Origin of the sequence: Thalassovita gelatinovora, assembly GCF_001458355.1 — a bacterium.
GTDB classification, from domain to species: domain Bacteria; phylum Pseudomonadota; class Alphaproteobacteria; order Rhodobacterales; family Rhodobacteraceae; genus Thalassobius; species Thalassobius gelatinovorus.
Genome location: NZ_CYSA01000024.1, coordinates 13,368 through 28,452, shown reverse-complemented (window position 1 = coordinate 28,452; position 15,085 = coordinate 13,368). Strand labels below are relative to the sequence as shown.

The 15,085-nt window shown below is 57.1% G+C and carries 17 protein-coding genes; 11 read left to right on the top strand and 6 right to left on the bottom strand.

Annotated features, from left to right (window positions below):
- Positions 1–41 precede the first annotated feature (41 nt).
- From cobT to TG4357_RS12095, 5 genes are all read right to left on the bottom strand, one after another.
- Positions 42–1,919: a cobaltochelatase subunit CobT gene (gene cobT / locus TG4357_RS12115; protein WP_058263167.1), complete on the bottom strand. Its 1,878-nt coding sequence runs from the start codon at positions 1,917–1,919 to the stop codon at positions 42–44.
- Between the two features lie 72 nt (positions 1,920–1,991).
- On the bottom strand, positions 1,992–2,387 hold the full coding sequence (locus TG4357_RS12110) for a hypothetical protein (RefSeq protein ID WP_058263166.1): 396 nt from the start codon (positions 2,385–2,387) through the stop codon (positions 1,992–1,994).
- Positions 2,388–2,540: 153 nt separating this feature from the next.
- Positions 2,541–3,599, bottom strand: a complete 1,059-nt coding sequence (locus TG4357_RS12105; RefSeq protein ID WP_058263165.1) for a YeeE/YedE family protein — start codon at positions 3,597–3,599, stop codon at positions 2,541–2,543.
- 37 nt (positions 3,600–3,636) lie between these two features.
- Positions 3,637–3,978: an ArsR/SmtB family transcription factor gene (locus TG4357_RS12100; RefSeq protein ID WP_058263164.1), complete on the bottom strand. Its 342-nt coding sequence runs from the start codon at positions 3,976–3,978 to the stop codon at positions 3,637–3,639.
- Between the two features lie 98 nt (positions 3,979–4,076).
- A complete protein-coding gene (locus TG4357_RS12095; RefSeq protein WP_058263163.1) occupies positions 4,077–4,445 on the bottom strand; it encodes a thioredoxin fold domain-containing protein in 369 nt (122 codons plus the stop codon).
- A 74-nt stretch (positions 4,446–4,519) separates the two neighbouring features.
- On the opposite strand from TG4357_RS12095, the gene TG4357_RS12090 reads away from it, so the two are divergent.
- The 10 genes from TG4357_RS12090 (at position 4,520) to TG4357_RS12045 (ending at position 13,124) form a co-directional block, all read left to right on the top strand.
- Positions 4,520–5,257 (top strand): cytochrome c biogenesis CcdA family protein, encoded by a 738-nt coding sequence (locus TG4357_RS12090; RefSeq protein WP_058263162.1) that lies wholly within the window; start codon positions 4,520–4,522, stop codon positions 5,255–5,257.
- A gap of 17 nt (positions 5,258–5,274) precedes the next feature.
- Positions 5,275–5,829, top strand: coding sequence for a thioredoxin family protein (locus TG4357_RS12085; protein WP_058263161.1), 555 nt, complete (start codon positions 5,275–5,277; stop codon positions 5,827–5,829).
- Positions 5,830–5,967: 138 nt separating this feature from the next.
- Positions 5,968–6,441, top strand: coding sequence for a sulfur oxidation c-type cytochrome SoxX (gene soxX / locus TG4357_RS12080; RefSeq protein ID WP_058263160.1), 474 nt, complete (start codon positions 5,968–5,970; stop codon positions 6,439–6,441).
- A 29-nt stretch (positions 6,442–6,470) separates the two neighbouring features.
- Positions 6,471–6,887 carry a thiosulfate oxidation carrier protein SoxY gene (gene soxY / locus TG4357_RS12075; RefSeq protein ID WP_058263159.1) on the top strand — a complete coding sequence of 139 codons (417 nt, stop codon included), beginning with the start codon at positions 6,471–6,473 and terminating at the stop codon, positions 6,885–6,887.
- Positions 6,888–6,908: 21 nt separating this feature from the next.
- Positions 6,909–7,238 carry a thiosulfate oxidation carrier complex protein SoxZ gene (gene soxZ, locus TG4357_RS12070; RefSeq protein WP_058263158.1) on the top strand — a complete coding sequence of 110 codons (330 nt, stop codon included), beginning with the start codon at positions 6,909–6,911 and terminating at the stop codon, positions 7,236–7,238.
- Positions 7,239–7,295: 57 nt separating this feature from the next.
- Entirely contained in the window at positions 7,296–8,150 is an 855-nt protein-coding gene (soxA, locus tag TG4357_RS12065) for a sulfur oxidation c-type cytochrome SoxA (RefSeq protein ID WP_058263157.1), read from the top strand.
- Between the two features lie 141 nt (positions 8,151–8,291).
- A complete protein-coding gene (gene soxB / locus TG4357_RS12060; protein WP_058263156.1) occupies positions 8,292–9,995 on the top strand; it encodes a thiosulfohydrolase SoxB in 1,704 nt (567 codons plus the stop codon).
- Positions 9,996–10,080: 85 nt separating this feature from the next.
- The gene (gene soxC / locus TG4357_RS12055; protein WP_058263155.1) at positions 10,081–11,355 is read left to right on the top strand and encodes a sulfite dehydrogenase; all 1,275 of its coding nucleotides are present in this window, start codon (positions 10,081–10,083) and stop codon (positions 11,353–11,355) included.
- Positions 11,339–12,397 carry a c-type cytochrome gene (locus tag TG4357_RS12050; RefSeq protein ID WP_058263154.1) on the top strand — a complete coding sequence of 353 codons (1,059 nt, stop codon included), beginning with the start codon at positions 11,339–11,341 and terminating at the stop codon, positions 12,395–12,397. Before soxC ends, TG4357_RS12050 begins: the two co-directional genes overlap by 17 nt.
- A 106-nt stretch (positions 12,398–12,503) precedes the next feature.
- On the top strand, positions 12,504–13,124 hold the full coding sequence (locus TG4357_RS12045) for a thioredoxin family protein (RefSeq protein WP_058263153.1): 621 nt from the start codon (positions 12,504–12,506) through the stop codon (positions 13,122–13,124).
- A 15-nt stretch (positions 13,125–13,139) separates the two neighbouring features.
- On the opposite strand, the gene TG4357_RS12040 is transcribed toward TG4357_RS12045, so the two are convergent.
- The gene (locus tag TG4357_RS12040; RefSeq protein ID WP_058263152.1) at positions 13,140–14,147 is read right to left on the bottom strand and encodes a GlxA family transcriptional regulator; all 1,008 of its coding nucleotides are present in this window, start codon (positions 14,145–14,147) and stop codon (positions 13,140–13,142) included.
- Between the two features lie 245 nt (positions 14,148–14,392).
- On the opposite strand from TG4357_RS12040, the gene TG4357_RS12035 reads away from it, so the two are divergent.
- Positions 14,393–15,031 carry an ATP-dependent Clp protease proteolytic subunit gene (locus tag TG4357_RS12035; RefSeq protein ID WP_058263151.1) on the top strand — a complete coding sequence of 213 codons (639 nt, stop codon included), beginning with the start codon at positions 14,393–14,395 and terminating at the stop codon, positions 15,029–15,031.
- Positions 15,032–15,085 lie beyond the last annotated feature (54 nt).

Genomic DNA, 15,085 nt, shown 5'->3' with positions numbered 1-15,085 from the left:
CACCACGTGGCAACCGGTGCTGCGTTGATCCCGCCTGATCCTCAACCCGCTTTCTTGATGCCAATCATCCGTGCCCGCGCACGCGGATCCTGATCGAACAGGCCTGCCAATTGCTCGGTCATCGCCCCGGCCAATTGTTCGGCATCGGTGATCGTCACCGCATGCTGGTAATAGCGGGTCACATCATGGCCGATCCCGATCGCGATCAATTCCACCTGTTTGCGCTTTTCCACCATGTCGATGACATCGCGCAGGTGCTTTTCCAGATAATTGGCCGGATTCACCGACAGCGTCGAATCGTCCACTGGGGCGCCATCGGAAATCACCATCAGGATCTTGCGCTGTTCGTGGCGCGCCAGCATCCGCCGATGCGCCCATTCCAGCGCCTCGCCGTCGATGTTTTCCTTCAGCAACCCTTCCTTCATCATCAAGCCCAGATTGGCCTTGGTCCGGCGCATCGGCGCATCGGCCTTCTTATAGATGATGTGGCGCAGATCGTTCAGCCGCCCGGGCTGTTGCGGTCTTCCCTCGGCCAGCCACTTTTCGCGCGCCTGTCCGCCCTTCCACGCGCGGGTGGTAAAGCCCAGCACCTCGACCTTCACGTCGCAGCGTTCCAGCGTAGAGGCCAGAACATCGGCACAGATCGCCGCGATCGAAATCGGCCGGCCGCGCATCGACCCCGAATTGTCCAACAGCAGCGTCACCACCGTGTCGCGGAATTCGGTGTCTTTCTCGACCTTGAAGGACAAGGGCGTGGTCGGATTGGCGACGACCCGTGCCAAGCGCCCGGCATCCAGAATGCCTTCTTCCATGTCGAACAGCCAGGACCGGCTCTGCTGTGCCTGCAACCGGCGCTGCAACTTGTTGGCCAGACGGCTGACCGCCCCCTTGAGCGGCTCAAGCTGCTGATCAAGATAGGCGCGCAACCTTTCCAATTCGGCCGGTTCTGCCAGATCCTCGGCGGCGATTTCTTCGTCGAACCCGCCGTCATAGACGGTGTAATTGGGATCGGCTTCGGAGGCAGGGGGGGGCGGCGGTGGTTCCAGCGGTGCGTCGCCATCGGGCATGTCGGTTTCTTCCGACATCTCGTCCTCGGCCAGATCATCCATGCTGACCTGGGCTTCGGAACTGTCCTGGGTTTCGTCCTGCGACCGTTCGGGGTCGGCTTCTGCATCGGGGTCGTCCTGATCATCTTGACCGGCATCGTCTTGATCAGTCTGATCTTCGCTGTCTTCCTCGGCATCGTCTTGCTGATCGTCGTCTTCCTGATCGGGATCATCGCCAAGCTGATCACCATAGCCCAGATCTTCGATGACCTTGCGGGCAAATTTGGCGAATTCCGCCTGATCCGACAATTTCTCCTGCAGGTTTTCCAGCGTGTCGCCAGCCTGATTTTCAATGAACCCGCGCCACAGCTCCATGACATTGTCACAGGCCGGGGGCAAATCGCGCCCGGTTGCCAGATGGCGGATCATGTACCCTGCGGCCACCGACAAAGGGGCCTCCGACGGCTGTTTGATCTGGTCATAGCCCAGCCGCCGCGCTTCGGCTTCGATCTTGACGTCGATATTGCCGGCGGTGCCCGGCATGTCGCGCGCGCCCATCGCTTCACAACGGGCGGTTTCCATCGCTTCATAAAGGCTGCGCGCCATGTCGCCGGGCGGCGCATAGCGGGCATGGGTGCCATCGTCATGATAGCGTCGTTGCATCGCCAGCGCGTCGGCGGTGCCCCGCGCCAGCAGGACTTCATCACGCGTCATCCGGCGGCTGACCTGTGGCAGCCGCATGGTGTCGCCAGCCATACCCGACGGGTCGACCGAATAGGCGACATTCAGTTCGGGATCGTCGGCCATCACCTTGGTCGCTTCGGCCAGGGCTTTCTTGAACGGATCGGCGGGATTGTCAGAGGCTTTTTTCATAGCTCGATAAATCACGTCCCCGGCGCAAAAGGCAAGGTAGGAATCGCTTTCTCGAAGCCATGCGCCGCCGAGTCAGCTCAGCAGCAGCGACCGGCAGGCCCCGATTTTCTGCTGTGCGGCGCGCTGTGCCCGCCGCGCGTCGCGCTTATCGAGATTGAACACCGCGCGTGACAGCAGGGCGGCTTGGGCCATTTTCGCCTCGATACGCCAATTCAGAACGTCCCTGCCTTGGTCTGGCGACATCATCGCCTCAAGAATGTCGATCATTCTGTCCCGCACGGCTTCGGTTGCATCGGCTTTGGCACCATCGAACATCCACTGGAATTCCATTTGCGCCGACATCCGTCCGGTGCAGGTGGCGATAAGTCGCAAAGGGTCTGGCTGAGCGGTGGCAAAGGCCGGCAGGGCAGGGGCGACAAGCGTCGATGCCAACAACAAAACACAGGATAAAGTTTTCAAAGCGCCCATGATGCGATCATTTCAGCATAAAATATGCCAAAAAAGAAGGCGAAATAAAAACTATTCCTGGGCGCAAATTCGGACCCGTGCCAAATAACCGGTTTCCCGGATGCCGGGGGATCAATCCGTTTCATCTTGGTAAAAATACTCCGGCCACGACCGTTATTCGGCTGGCTGAAACCCTTCGATCAGCTGGCGCAGTCCAAACGCCGCCCCGGCAAAAATCGCCAGAAAAGTGACCGGCGCGGAAAAGGCCAGCATCGAAAACGCCGACAATCCCTGTCCTATGGTACAGCCAAGCGCCAGCACCGCACCGGCCCCCATCAGCGCGGCCCCGGTGATCTGACGGCGCAATTCGCGCGGGTCTTCACAGGCTTCCCAGCGGAAATGCCCCTTGAACAGCGATCCGATAAAGGCACCAAGCGCCACGCCCGCCACGGAACCGACCGCAAAGGACGGTGCCCGCGCCGAAGCGGTCATCAGATACAGCAGGCTTTCCCCCACCGGGGCGGAAAAGCTGTGCGATACAACCGGGATGTCTTCGAAGCCTTGGGTGGCCACCCAATAACTGCCGGCCCACCCGGTGGTGATGGCAACGCCCACGACCGTTGCCCAGAAAACCGCCTTTGCATCGGTTAGAAATTCTTTCTTGGCCAGAACAGCCAGCACGATAAGCCCACCGATCGTCATCCCGACGGCATTCACCGAAAACCCGGTCCACTGTCCGATCAGATGGGCCAGACCGGGCGGTATGTCATTGACCACGGCGTTTTGCGGGAACAACATGACCCGCAATCCTGCCAGCGGCCCGGACAGGAAGATATAGGCGCTGACGCCCATCACCACCACGATAACGAAGGCGCGCAGATCGCCGCCCCCCAGCCGCGCGATGGACCCGTAGCCACAATTGCCCGCCAGCGCCATGCCATAGCCGAACATCAACCCGCCAAGGATCGAAGCGACCGGCATCCAGCGGATCGACAGGTAGTAGGATGTTTCGGTCTGCAACAGCCCGGCCGAGGATAATCCAAAACCGCCCAGCACCGCTACGCCGATGGCAAGAATCCACATCCGCATGCGCCGGTCGGACCCGCCATATAAAAGGTCTTCGATCGCACCCATGGTGCAAAACCGCCCCAGACGCGCCGCCAGACCAAGCAGGACACCCCCCGCCAGACCAACCAAGGCTATGGCTATTTCTTCACCGAGAATATCAAGCATTGCCGGAACCTCCCAGACCTGGCCGCGCGGTTGCCGTTCAGCCTTTGTCGTCGGCGCAGAACAGCTCGTAAACCAGTTCAAGTATACGCCGAGGGCGGTCATCGGCCAAACGATAATAGATCGCCTTGCCGTCGCGTCTGGGAACGACCAACCCTTCCAGACGCAAGCGCGACAATTGCTGTGATACCGCAGCCTGCCGCGCCGATAAAAGATCTTCCAGTTCGGTGACGGATTTTTCGCCGGTAACCAAGTGGCACAGGATCAACAGCCGACCTTCGTGGCTGACAGCCTTCAGGAAATTGGACGCGGTGGTGGCATTGTCCACCATCAGGTCCATTTCGTCATCGGTGATGCTGTCGTCGAACACTGGTAGTCCCATACAACACCTCTTACAGGTATTTTCCGCGTTAAGGTTTGGGTCGTTTAGCCCAATATGCGGACCATCGTCCAGCCCGACGCCGCGTTTCCGCGGCATTTTCAGCTCCCTCCGCCGAAATCTGTCTTGGATTTCAGCATCATCTCAAGCAGCCCCCAGAAGAAGTCTTCCCCCGGATAACCTTCGATCCGGCCGATCTCGCGTCCTTCCTCCACCAGAATGAAGGTCGGCGTGAAGACAACTTTGCGTGCGAAATTCAGGTCGGCGGGAACGTCTTCGGCGATATCAATGACCCGCAAAGGGGCGTATTGGCCCGCTGCTGTATTGGGGTAGATCGGTCCAAGATCGGCCTTCCATTCTATGCAGTAATGGCATCCCTGACGTTCGACCATGACCAATTCCACCGCTTGTGCCAAGACAGGCAACGCGATGAATACAAGCGGGGCGAAGATCCGGAAAATACGCTGCATGACAAACTCTGGATTGACGGACATGTTTTCCATAACATAATATGAATATGTGAATTAATCAAGGAATTGCGGTAATGCTGGATATTACCTTTGCCGGCGCGGCGCTGGCGGGGCTGTTGAGTTTCTTTACGCCCTGTATCCTGCCGATGGTCCCGTTCTACCTATGCTACATGGCCGGGATATCAATGTCTGAATTGCGCAGCGACGGGGCGATTGCCCCCGGGGCGCAGCGACGTCTGATTTTGTCGTCTATTTTCTTTGCGCTTGGCGTCAGCACGATCTTTGTTTTGCTGGGTATGGGCGCGACCGCATTGGGGCAGGCGTTTGTTCAGTGGAAACAGCCGCTCAGCTATATTGCCGCTGCCGTGTTGTTTGTGTTTGGCCTGCATTTCCTCGGGGTCGTCAAGATCGGCTTTCTTTACCGGGAAGCGCGGATCGAAAGCAAAGCCGAACCGACCTCGGTGGTTGGCGCTTATGTCATGGGGTTGGCCTTCGGGTTTGGCTGGACGCCGTGTGTCGGGCCGGCCCTGGCATCGATTCTCATGGTGGCCAGCGGCATGGGCGATATCTGGCGCGGCGGGCTTTTGCTGCTGGTCTATGGATTGTCGATGACGGCGCCATTCGTGATCGCGGCCCTGTTTGCACGCCCGTTCCTGGGCTGGATGCAGCGCAATCGCAAATATCTGGGTTATGTCGAAAAAGTCATGGGCGTGATGCTGATTGTGTTTGCAATCCTGATCGCGACAAATGGCGTAAACCTGATTGCAGATCTGATGATCCGCTGGATGCCGTCATTCCAGACGGTTGGATGATTTAGGGAGGAAGAGAAATGAAACGTTTTCTGACAGCATGTGTTGCGGCGATCATCTTCGCTTTGCCGGTCTGGGCGGCCGAAATGGGCGATGACGGACTGCACAAGACGCATTGGATGCGCGACACTTTCAAAGATCTGCGCGAAGACCTGAGTGAAGCCAATGCCGAAGGCAAGCGCTTCGTTATCATCATCGAACAACGCGGCTGCATCTATTGCAAGAAGATGCACGAAGAAGTCTTTCCCGACGCCGCTATCGATTCGTTCATCACTGACAATTATTTTGTGGTTCAGCTGAACATGTTCGGGGATGTCGAAGTGACGGATTTCGATGGCGATACTCTGACGGAAAAGGAAATGGTGCGGAAATGGGGGCTGATGTTTACCCCGACGATGATGTTCTTTCCAGAGGAAGTTGCAGAAGGGTTGACGGCTCAGCAAGCGGCTGTTTCTGTAGTTCCCGGGGCGTTTGGCAAGGGCACAACCCTGGCCATGCTGCACTGGGTGAAAGAAAAGGGATACGATAGTGATGAACCTTTTCAGAAGTATCTGCAGCGCAGACTTTCCCAGTAATATTCTTTCGTATAGGCCCTCCGCGCGAAACACATTGGTAAATTCAAAATCATGAATTTGATGTTGCGTTAGGGCGGAGCGTAGACTACGGTACACAGAGCTATCTCAGTCAAAGATCTGGTAGCCAAGGGAGGAAACATGAGGCTTTTAACACTGACACTGGCGGCAACGCTGGCTGCTGGGGCGGCATTCGCCAATCCAGTCTCTTATGCCGATGTGGTTTTCAATGAAGATGGCGGCGTAGAAGCATCGCTTACCGGCGTTGCTGGCAACCCTGAAGAGGGCGCCAATATCATGAAAGCCAAATCGATCGGGAACTGCGTTGCCTGCCACGAAATCACCGCTCTGGCCGATGCGCCGTTTCACGGCAATGTAGGCCCGATTCTGGACGGCGTCGCGGATCGCTGGGATGCAACCCAGCTGCGCGGCATCCTGGTGAATGCCAAGATGACCTATGAAGGCACGGTCATGCCTGCCTATTTCAAGGTCGATGGCTACACCCGTCCGGGTAACGCTTATACTGGCAAGGCCGCAGAAGGTCCGTTGGACCCGCTGTTGTCGGCCCAGCAAATTGAAGATGTGGTCGCGTTTCTGGGCACTCTGAAAGAGTGACCTGACGGGCCTGAAGTAAGGAGATGAGTATGGAATTCTCAAGACGCGATACGCTGGCGCTTGGGCTGGGGGCGGCGGCTCTGACCGTTCTGCCTTTCCGGCTGAATGCGGCTGCGGATGACGCAATTGCCGCCTTCACCGGCGGTGCTGATATCGGTGAAGGCGGGGTCACTCTGACCGCTCCGGAAATCGCCGAAAACGGTAATACCGTGCCGGTCGCGGTTGATGCGCCCGGTGCTTCGGCGGTTTTGTTGCTGGCAACCGGTAACCCGACCCCGGGTGTGGCCACCTTCAACTTCGGCGAACTGGCCGGATCGCAGTCGGCATCGACTCGTATCCGTCTGGCGGGCACGCAAGACGTCGTTGCCATCGCCAAGCTGGCGGATGGTTCCTTTGCCAAGGCAGCCCAGACCGTCAAGGTCACCATCGGCGGCTGCGGCGGTTAATCAGGATACAGGAGATAAAAAATGGCAGAAGGTGTTAAACCCCGCGTCAAAGCCCCCAAAAAGGCGGCTGCTGGTGAAACCGTTACGCTCAAGACCCTGATCAGCCACAACATGGAATCAGGTCAGCGCAAGAACAAGGATGGCTCGGTCATTCCGCGTTCGATCATTAATCGGTTCACGTGCGAATTCAACGGTAAGTCCGTGATTGACGTAACGATGGAACCGGCGATTTCGACCAACCCGTATTTCGAATTCGAAGCCGTTGTGCCCGAAGCAGGTGATTTCAAATTCACTTGGTACGACGACGATGGATCGGTTTACGAAGAAAACAAAACCGTCGCGATCGCTTAATAATCAGAGCGCCTTGTTCCCGACCGGGAACAAGGCCGCTTTCAGGGAGGAAGCTAGATGAAATTCAAGCCAATGAGCGCAATTGCCGCCCTGGCCCTGTCGGTTCCGACATTGGGTATGGCGGACGCGGACGATGACACCCTTGTCATCAACGGCGAAATTGAAATCGTTACCAAGACCGCGGCGCCGGCGCATCTTTCGGATGCGTTGGACGAAATCATTTCCGGCTGGCATTTCCGCGATGACGGCACCCAGGCAATGGAAATGGATGATTTCGACAACCCCGGCATGCTGGGCGTCGAAGCCGCTATGGACGTTTGGGAAACCGTTGACGGCAGCGAAGGCAAATCCTGCGCGTCCTGCCACGGTGATGTCCAGGAAAGCATGAAGGGCGTCAAGGCGGTCTACCCGAAATGGAACGAAGCCGCCGGAGAGGTTCGCAACCTTCAGATGCAGTTCAACGATTGCCGGACCAACCGGATGGGCGCGGAAGCGTGGAAATATGACGCCGGTGACGCCAAGAACATGGAAGCGCTGGTCACTTCGGTGTCGCGCGGCATGCCCGTGAACGTGGCGATCGACGGCCCGGCCCAGGCGATGTGGGAACAAGGCAAGGAATTGTACTACACCCGCACCGGTCAGTTGGATCTGTCCTGCGCAAGCTGCCACGAAGAAAACTATGGCAACATGATTCGCGCCGACCACCTGAGCCAAGGTCATATCAACGGGTTCCCGGTGTATCGTCTCAAGGATACCAAGCTGACCACCCCGCAGGGTCGTTTCAAAGGGTGCGTCCGCGACACCCGTGCCGAAACTTACAGTCCCGGCAGCAACGAATTCCTGGCGCTGGAACTCTATGTCGCTTCGCGCGGCAATGGGTTGTCGGTCGAAGGGCCGTCTGTGCGTAACTAAAAACACCTTCCGAGGGCGCTTTTACGGTGCCCTCGGACAACCATAATAATTCTCAACAGGTTGAAATCTAGGCCAAACCGGCCTGACCTCTATCCGTCAGGCTAGGGGCTGGACCACTCTAACCATTTGGAGCTTTGAGAAATGATCTCTCGCCGCGATTTTTTGCAGGTATCTATGGCTGCCTCCGCGATGCTTGGCGCATCGGGATTTGGCAACTGGGCGCGCCTGGCCGCACAGCAGAAACTGACACAGGATCAGCTGCTGCAATTCGATACCTTCGGCAACGTGTCGCTGATCCATATCACCGACATCCACGCGCAGCTCAAACCGATCTATTTCCGCGAACCTGAAATCAATCTCGGCGTTGGTGCCGCGTTTGGTCAGGTGCCGCATGTCACCGGAGCCGATTTCCGCAAGATGTATGGCATCGCCGACGGTTCGCCTTCGGCTTATGCGCTGACTTACGAAGATTTTACCGCGCTGGCACAAGGCTATGGCAAGGTTGGTGGTCTGGACCGGGTGTCGACCGTCATCAACTCGATCCGCGCCGAACGGCCCGATGCGCTGTTGCTGGATGGCGGTGATACATGGCACGGATCCTATACCTGCTACCACACCGAAGGCCAGGACATGGTCAACGTGATGAACATGCTGAAACCCGATGCGATGACATTCCATTGGGAATTCACCTTGGGCGGTGACCGGGTCCGCGAAATCGTGCAGGATCTGCCTTTTGCGGCACTGGGTGCCAACATCTTTGATTCCGAATGGGACGAACCGGCCGAAGATTTCGCCCCCTACAAGATGTTCGAACGCGGTGGCGTGAAAATCGCCGTAATCGGTCAGGCCTTCCCCTATATGCCGATCGCTAACCCGCGTTGGATGTTCCCCGAATACAGCTTTGGTATCCGCGACGAACGGATGCAGGAAGTGGTCGACGAAGTGAAGGCCGCAGGCGCAGAACTTGTCGTCCTGCTGAGCCATAACGGCTTTGACGTGGACAAAAAGATGGCCAGCCGGGTCAAGGGCATTGACGTGATCCTGTCGGGTCATACCCATGACGCGATACCGGAACCGGTTGTGGCGGGTGACACCATCATCATCGCCTCGGGGTCGAACGGTAAATTCGTGTCGCGAATCGATCTGGATGTCCGCGATGGCCGGATGATGGGCTTCCGGCACAAATTGATCCCGATCTTCAGCGACGTGATCGAACCGGACGCTGCGGTGACCAAGGTCATCGATGAGCAGCGAGCGCCGCATCTGGACCAGATGAGCGAAGTGATTGGCCGCACTGACGATAGCAGCCTGCTGTATCGTCGCGGTAACTTCAACGGCACTTGGGACGATCTGATCTGCGATGCACTGATCAGTGAACGCGATGCCGATATCGCGATGTCGCCCGGAGTTCGTTGGGGGCCGTCGATCCTGCCCGGACAGGACATCACCCGCGAAGATATCTGGAACGTCACTTCGATGACCTATGGTCAGGCTTATCGGTCTGAAATGACGGGTGAATTCATCAATGTCATCCTCGAAGACGTGGCCGACAACCTGTTCAACTCAGATCCCTATTACCAACAGGGCGGCGACATGGTTCGGATCGGTGGCATGGGCTACGAAATCGACGTCACCAAACCGCAGGGTGAACGGATCAGCAATATGACGCTGCTCAAGACCGGCGAAAAGATCGATCCGGCGAAGACCTATATGGTTGCCGGTTGGGCCAGCGTAAACGAAGGCACCGAAGGTCCGCAGATTTGGGATGTGGTGGAAAATCATATCCGCAAACAAGGCACCGTTTCGGTACAACCGCGCGACAACGTCAAGGTCGTTGGGGCGTAAGCCCCAACGACGACGAAAAAGCGCTTTACTATCCCTAACAAATTCACGAAAATGAATTTGATAATGTAACAGGAGCCAAAGACAGATGACCGTCCGCTTCACCAGCAAAAAACCTTCGCGGCGCGCGTTCCTGAAAGGGACGCTGGCGTCGACGGCGGGGGTAATGGCCGGGGCCGGGGCTGCCAATGCAGCGGGCCCCGATCCTCTGATCACCGAAAAACAGGACTGGGCAATGGGCACCGGCGACGGTGTCGATGAAACGCCTTATGGCCTGCCGATTCAGTTCGAAGGCGATGTGATTCGCCGCAACGTCGAATGGTTGACCGCTGACACGATCAGTTCGATTAACTTTTCCCCGATCCACGCGCTGGACGGCACCATCACGCCGCAGGGCTGTGCGTTCGAACGTCACCATTCCGGTGCGATCGAATTGCGCAAGGAAGATTTCCGCCTGATGATCAACGGCCTTGTCGATACGCCGCTGGTTTTCACCTACGAAGATCTGGAACGCTTCCCGCGTGTCAACAAAACCTTCTTCCTGGAATGTGCCGCCAATACCGGCATGGAATGGGCTGGGGCGCAGCTGAACGGTGCGCAATTCACCCACGGCATGATCCACAACATGGAATATTCCGGTGTGTCGCTGCGCACCTTGCTGGAAGAAGCCGGCGTGAAGCCCGAAGGCAAATGGGTCTATGTCGAAGGTGCCGACGCCTCTTCGAATGGCCGTTCGATTCCGATCGAAAAGGCGCTTGATGACTGCATCATCGCCTTCAAAGCCAATGGCGAGGCGCTGCGCAAGGAACATGGCTATCCCGTGCGTCTGGTCGTTCCCGGCTGGGAAGGCAACATGTGGGTCAAGTGGGTCCGCCGCATCGAGGTGAAGGAAATCGCGGTCGAAAGCCGTGAAGAAACGTCCAAATACACCGACACGCTGGAAGACGGCACCGCGCGCAAGTGGACTTGGGTCATGGACGCCAAATCGGTGGTCACGTCGCCCAGCCCGCAATCGCCGATCAAGCACGGTCATGGCCCGCTGGTCATTACCGGTCTGGCTTGGTCGGGACGTGGCGCAATCACCCGCGTTGACGTGTCCAAGGATGGTGGCAAGACTTGGGAAACCGCGCGTCTGGCCAATCCTGGTCAACCGATGGCCCTGACCCGTTTCTATCTCGATACCGAATGGAACGGCGAAGAAATGTACCTGCAATCGCGCGCCATGGATGAAACCGGCTATGTTCAACCGACCAAGAACATGCTGCGCGAAATTCGCGGAGAAAACTCTGTCTATCACAACAACTGCATTCAGACCTGGTGGGTCAAGGCAGATGGGGAGGCCGAAAATGTCGAAGTATCGTAATTTCCTGATCGGATCCGCTCTGGCCGCTCTGACCGCATCTCCTGCTTTGGCCGAAAAATATGGCATTGGCCGCCCGGCACTGCCCGAAGAAGTCGCAGCGTGGGATCACGATATTTCCCCCGATGGCACCGGCCTGCCGGTCGGATCGGGTTCTGTCGAAGATGGCGAAGCGATCTTTTCGGAAAACTGTGCCATCTGCCACGGTGAATTCGCAGAAGGCGTGGACAACTGGCCGAAACTGGCCGGAGGGGATGGCACGCTGGCCGATAAGGACCCGCTGAAGACCGTTGGGTCTTACTGGCCTTACCTGTCGACCGTCTATGACTATGTCCGCCGTTCGATGCCGTTCGGTGCCGCTCAGACCATGAGCGATGACGACGTCTATGCGATCACGGCCTATATCCTGTATTCGAACTATATCGTCGAAGACGACTTCGTTCTAAGCAACGAAAACTTCCTTGATGTGGAAATGCCGAATGCGGGCGGTTTCATCGTCGATGACCGCGAAACTGCCGAAGCATCGTTCTGGACCGAACCCTGCATGAAAGACTGCAAGGAAGGCGAGGTGAAGATCACCATGCGCGCCACGGTCCTGAACGTGACTCCAGAAGAAGAGGGCGCCGCTGAAGAAGCTCCGGCAGAACCAGCCGCCCCGGTCGAGGAAGCCAAAGCGGAAGAACCGGCGGCTGAGCCCGTTGTGGAAGAAGCTGCCGCACTTGACCCCGAACTGGTCAAAGACGGTGAAAAGGTCTTCAAGAAGTGCAAAGCCTGCCATCAGGTCGGTGAAGGTGCCCAGAACAAGACCGGCCCGATGCTGAACGGCGTGGTCGGTGGTCCGGTCGCGGTGATCGAAGATTTCAAATATTCCAAAGGGATGAAGGAATTCGGTGACTCCGGTGAAACATGGACCGACGAAAACTTAGCCGCGTTCCTGAGCAAGCCGAAAGACTTCATCGCGAAAACCAAGATGAGCTTTGTCGGTCTGAAAAAGGAAAAGGATATCGCGGCTGTGACCGAGTATCTGAAATCCGTATCGCAATAATCGAGTAAAGAGTGCTGAGTTGAAAACGGGACCGCGTATGCGGTCCCGTTTTGCGTTTTGACGATTTGATGGCACAATGGGTGCGCAACGTTTGCGGAGGAAAACGATGCTCACTAGACGCAATCTTCTTAAAAACGGGGCTGGCCTCGGTCTGGCGGGGGCGATTTTGCCCGCTGCAGCCTGGGGGGCTGATACGGGCGAGGCCGTGCTGGGCGACGATGGGTTGCACAAACAACCTTGGTTCACCGATTCCTTTCTGGAATTGGGCGATGACCTGTCCACTGCGGCGCAAAACGGCCGCAACCTGATGATCCTGTGGGAACAACGCGGCTGTCCCTATTGCCGGGAATTGCACCAGGTCAATTTCAGACGTCGTGAAATCGTCGAGTATATTACCGCCCATTTCGATGTGGTGCAGCTTGACATGTTTGGGGCGCGCGAAGTGTTGGACTTCGATGGCGAAGCCTTGGAAGAACGCGATCTGGCGGAAAAATGGTTCGTGAATTTCACCCCGACCACGATATTATGTGACGGTGCCAATGCCGGTGCCGCGGACATGCGACGGGCCGAAACCTTTCGCATGCCCGGCTATCTCAAACCGTTCCACTATCTCAGTTCGCTAGAATACGTGGTGACGCAGGACTATCAAAATCAACGTTTCCAGCGCTACTTGCAGGACAAGTTCGACCATCTCCGGCAGCAGGGAATCGACCCCGATGTCTGGTGATCGACAAACCTGCGCTCAAGACCAGTATTTGCGGAACGAATTGGGATTATTGCCGTATTTCTTGCGGAAGGCGCGGGCCAGATGACTGGCCGACCGGAAACCAGTCGCCGCTGCGATTTCCGTCACCGTCATGTCGGTTTCATTCAGGAAACCGTAAGCCCGGGTCAGCCGCAGATCGTTGTAATACGACATCGGGCTTTGCCCCAGATAGCGTTTGAACAAACGCTCGATCTGGCGCCGGGATACACCCAGTGTGGCGCACAGACCTCCCATCGACAGCGGTTCTTCGAGCGCATTTTCCATGACCCGAATCGCTGCCAGCAGATTGCGGTTGCGGGTGCCGATGGTGAAGGACCGCGATGATTTTTGCGGCGAATTGGTCGGTCCGGACCGTGTGTGCAGGCACATGTCCGCCACCAATGCGGCCAGATCGGGGCCGTGCTGTTTCTCGATCAACGCCAGCATCATGTCGATGGCCGAATTGCCGCCGCCGCAGGACATGATCCGACCGTCTATTTCATAGATGTTGGGGGACGGGGTCAGCTGGGGATAGGTTTCCTGGAAACTGTCGTGGTTTTCCCAATGCAGGGTGAACCGCCGCCCCGTCAGTAAACCCGCCTCGGCCAGCGCGAAAGCGCCGGTACATATCCCGCCCAGCGGCCTGCCGAATCGGTCTTCGCGCCGCAGCCAGTTCAGGGTCTTTTCCGACGCCATGCCATAGGGTTGGATACTACAGCAAACGAATCCGACCGAATTGGCCGGCAACGGCTTTAGCGCGGTGTCAGGCGTCACCTTTATCCCGGTGGAACAGGTGACCGGTTCACCATCCTCGGTCATCGTGAACCATCGGTAGAGCCTGCTATTGGTCAGCTGATTGGCAATCCTCAACGGCTCGATCGCAGAAGCTACCGACAGCATCGTCATATTCGGCAAGAGCAAGAAATAGAAATCCTGAGGTGGCCCGTCGAACGTCATCGGAAAACTGGCAGACGCGGCTTTCTGAATGAAATGGTCTTGTTGCATCGTGAAGCCCAAGCAATCGGATGATAAGTGATCTGGCGCAGGTGTCGGTGCAAATCCAGAGACCGTGCTTTTCGCTCAATATACATTTTACGACAAGGTTGAAAATATCTGCGACAGATGACGCAGGTATTGGGCCGGATGCGACAAATGATTTTCCTGCCCTTGCAGCCGGTTTGGTGCAGCACTAAGATTCTAGAAGGAATTGGTCGATAATGATCATAACGGTAAGCAATAGGCAGGCGGCAATGAAAGATCCCTTAGACGTATACATGAACACTCTGGTTCCGATGGTGGTGGAACAAACCAGTCGCGGCGAACGGGCTTACGACATCTTTTCGCGCCTGTTGAAGGAACGGATCATTTTCGTATCCGGCCCGGTTCATGACGGCATGTCCAGCCTGATCGTGGCACAGTTGCTGCACCTTGAGGCGGAGAACCCGTCGAAAGAAATCAGCATGTATATCAATTCGCCGGGCGGCGTGGTGACAAGCGGCCTGTCGATCTATGACACCATGCAGTATATCAAACCCAAAGTGTCGACGCTGGTGATCGGTCAGGCGGCCTCGATGGGGTCGCTGCTGCTGACCGCAGGGGCGGCAGGGATGCGGTTTTCGCTGCCCAATAGCCGGGTGATGGTACATCAGCCCTCTGGCGGGTATCAGGGGCAGGCGACGGATATCATGATCCACGCCGAAGAAACCCAGAAGCTGAAAACGCGTCTGAACCAAATTTATGTCCACCATACCGGCCAGACGTTAGAAAATGTTGAAAAAGCACTGGAGCGGGACAACTTCATGTCCCCCGAAGACGCTAAGGAATGGGGATTGATCGACGAAATCGTATCCAGCCGTGCGTCCGGGGATGACGAAAAAGGCGGCTCCTAAGCGATAAGGCGCGGCGGTAAACGCCGCCGCGTCGATTTTTGCATTGTAGCGACC

Excerpts from the sequence above, each read along its gene's own strand:
- soxZ (WP_058263158.1), top strand. The coding sequence starts at position 6,909 with ATGGCAGAAGGTGTTAAACCCCGCGTCAAAGCCCCCAAAAAGGCGGCT.
- TG4357_RS12045 (WP_058263153.1), top strand. The coding sequence starts at position 12,504 with ATGCTCACTAGACGCAATCTTCTTAAAAACGGGGCTGGCCTCGGTCTG.
- TG4357_RS12110 (WP_058263166.1), bottom strand. The coding sequence starts at position 2,387 with ATGGGCGCTTTGAAAACTTTATCCTGTGTTTTGTTGTTGGCATCGACG.
- TG4357_RS12095 (WP_058263163.1), bottom strand. The coding sequence starts at position 4,445 with ATGCAGCGTATTTTCCGGATCTTCGCCCCGCTTGTATTCATCGCGTTG.
- TG4357_RS12105 (WP_058263165.1), bottom strand. The coding sequence starts at position 3,599 with ATGCTTGATATTCTCGGTGAAGAAATAGCCATAGCCTTGGTTGGTCTG.
- TG4357_RS12035 (WP_058263151.1), top strand. The coding sequence starts at position 14,393 with ATGAAAGATCCCTTAGACGTATACATGAACACTCTGGTTCCGATGGTG.
- TG4357_RS12100 (WP_058263164.1), bottom strand. The coding sequence starts at position 3,978 with ATGGGACTACCAGTGTTCGACGACAGCATCACCGATGACGAAATGGAC.
- soxB (WP_058263156.1), top strand. The coding sequence starts at position 8,292 with ATGATCTCTCGCCGCGATTTTTTGCAGGTATCTATGGCTGCCTCCGCG.
- TG4357_RS12085 (WP_058263161.1), top strand. The coding sequence starts at position 5,275 with ATGAAACGTTTTCTGACAGCATGTGTTGCGGCGATCATCTTCGCTTTG.
- TG4357_RS12090 (WP_058263162.1), top strand. The coding sequence starts at position 4,520 with ATGCTGGATATTACCTTTGCCGGCGCGGCGCTGGCGGGGCTGTTGAGT.
- soxA (WP_058263157.1), top strand. The coding sequence starts at position 7,296 with ATGAAATTCAAGCCAATGAGCGCAATTGCCGCCCTGGCCCTGTCGGTT.
- soxY (WP_058263159.1), top strand. The coding sequence starts at position 6,471 with ATGGAATTCTCAAGACGCGATACGCTGGCGCTTGGGCTGGGGGCGGCG.
- TG4357_RS12050 (WP_058263154.1), top strand. The coding sequence starts at position 11,339 with ATGTCGAAGTATCGTAATTTCCTGATCGGATCCGCTCTGGCCGCTCTG.
- soxX (WP_058263160.1), top strand. The coding sequence starts at position 5,968 with ATGAGGCTTTTAACACTGACACTGGCGGCAACGCTGGCTGCTGGGGCG.
- TG4357_RS12040 (WP_058263152.1), bottom strand. The coding sequence starts at position 14,147 with ATGCAACAAGACCATTTCATTCAGAAAGCCGCGTCTGCCAGTTTTCCG.
- soxC (WP_058263155.1), top strand. The coding sequence starts at position 10,081 with ATGACCGTCCGCTTCACCAGCAAAAAACCTTCGCGGCGCGCGTTCCTG.
- cobT (WP_058263167.1), bottom strand. The coding sequence starts at position 1,919 with ATGAAAAAAGCCTCTGACAATCCCGCCGATCCGTTCAAGAAAGCCCTG.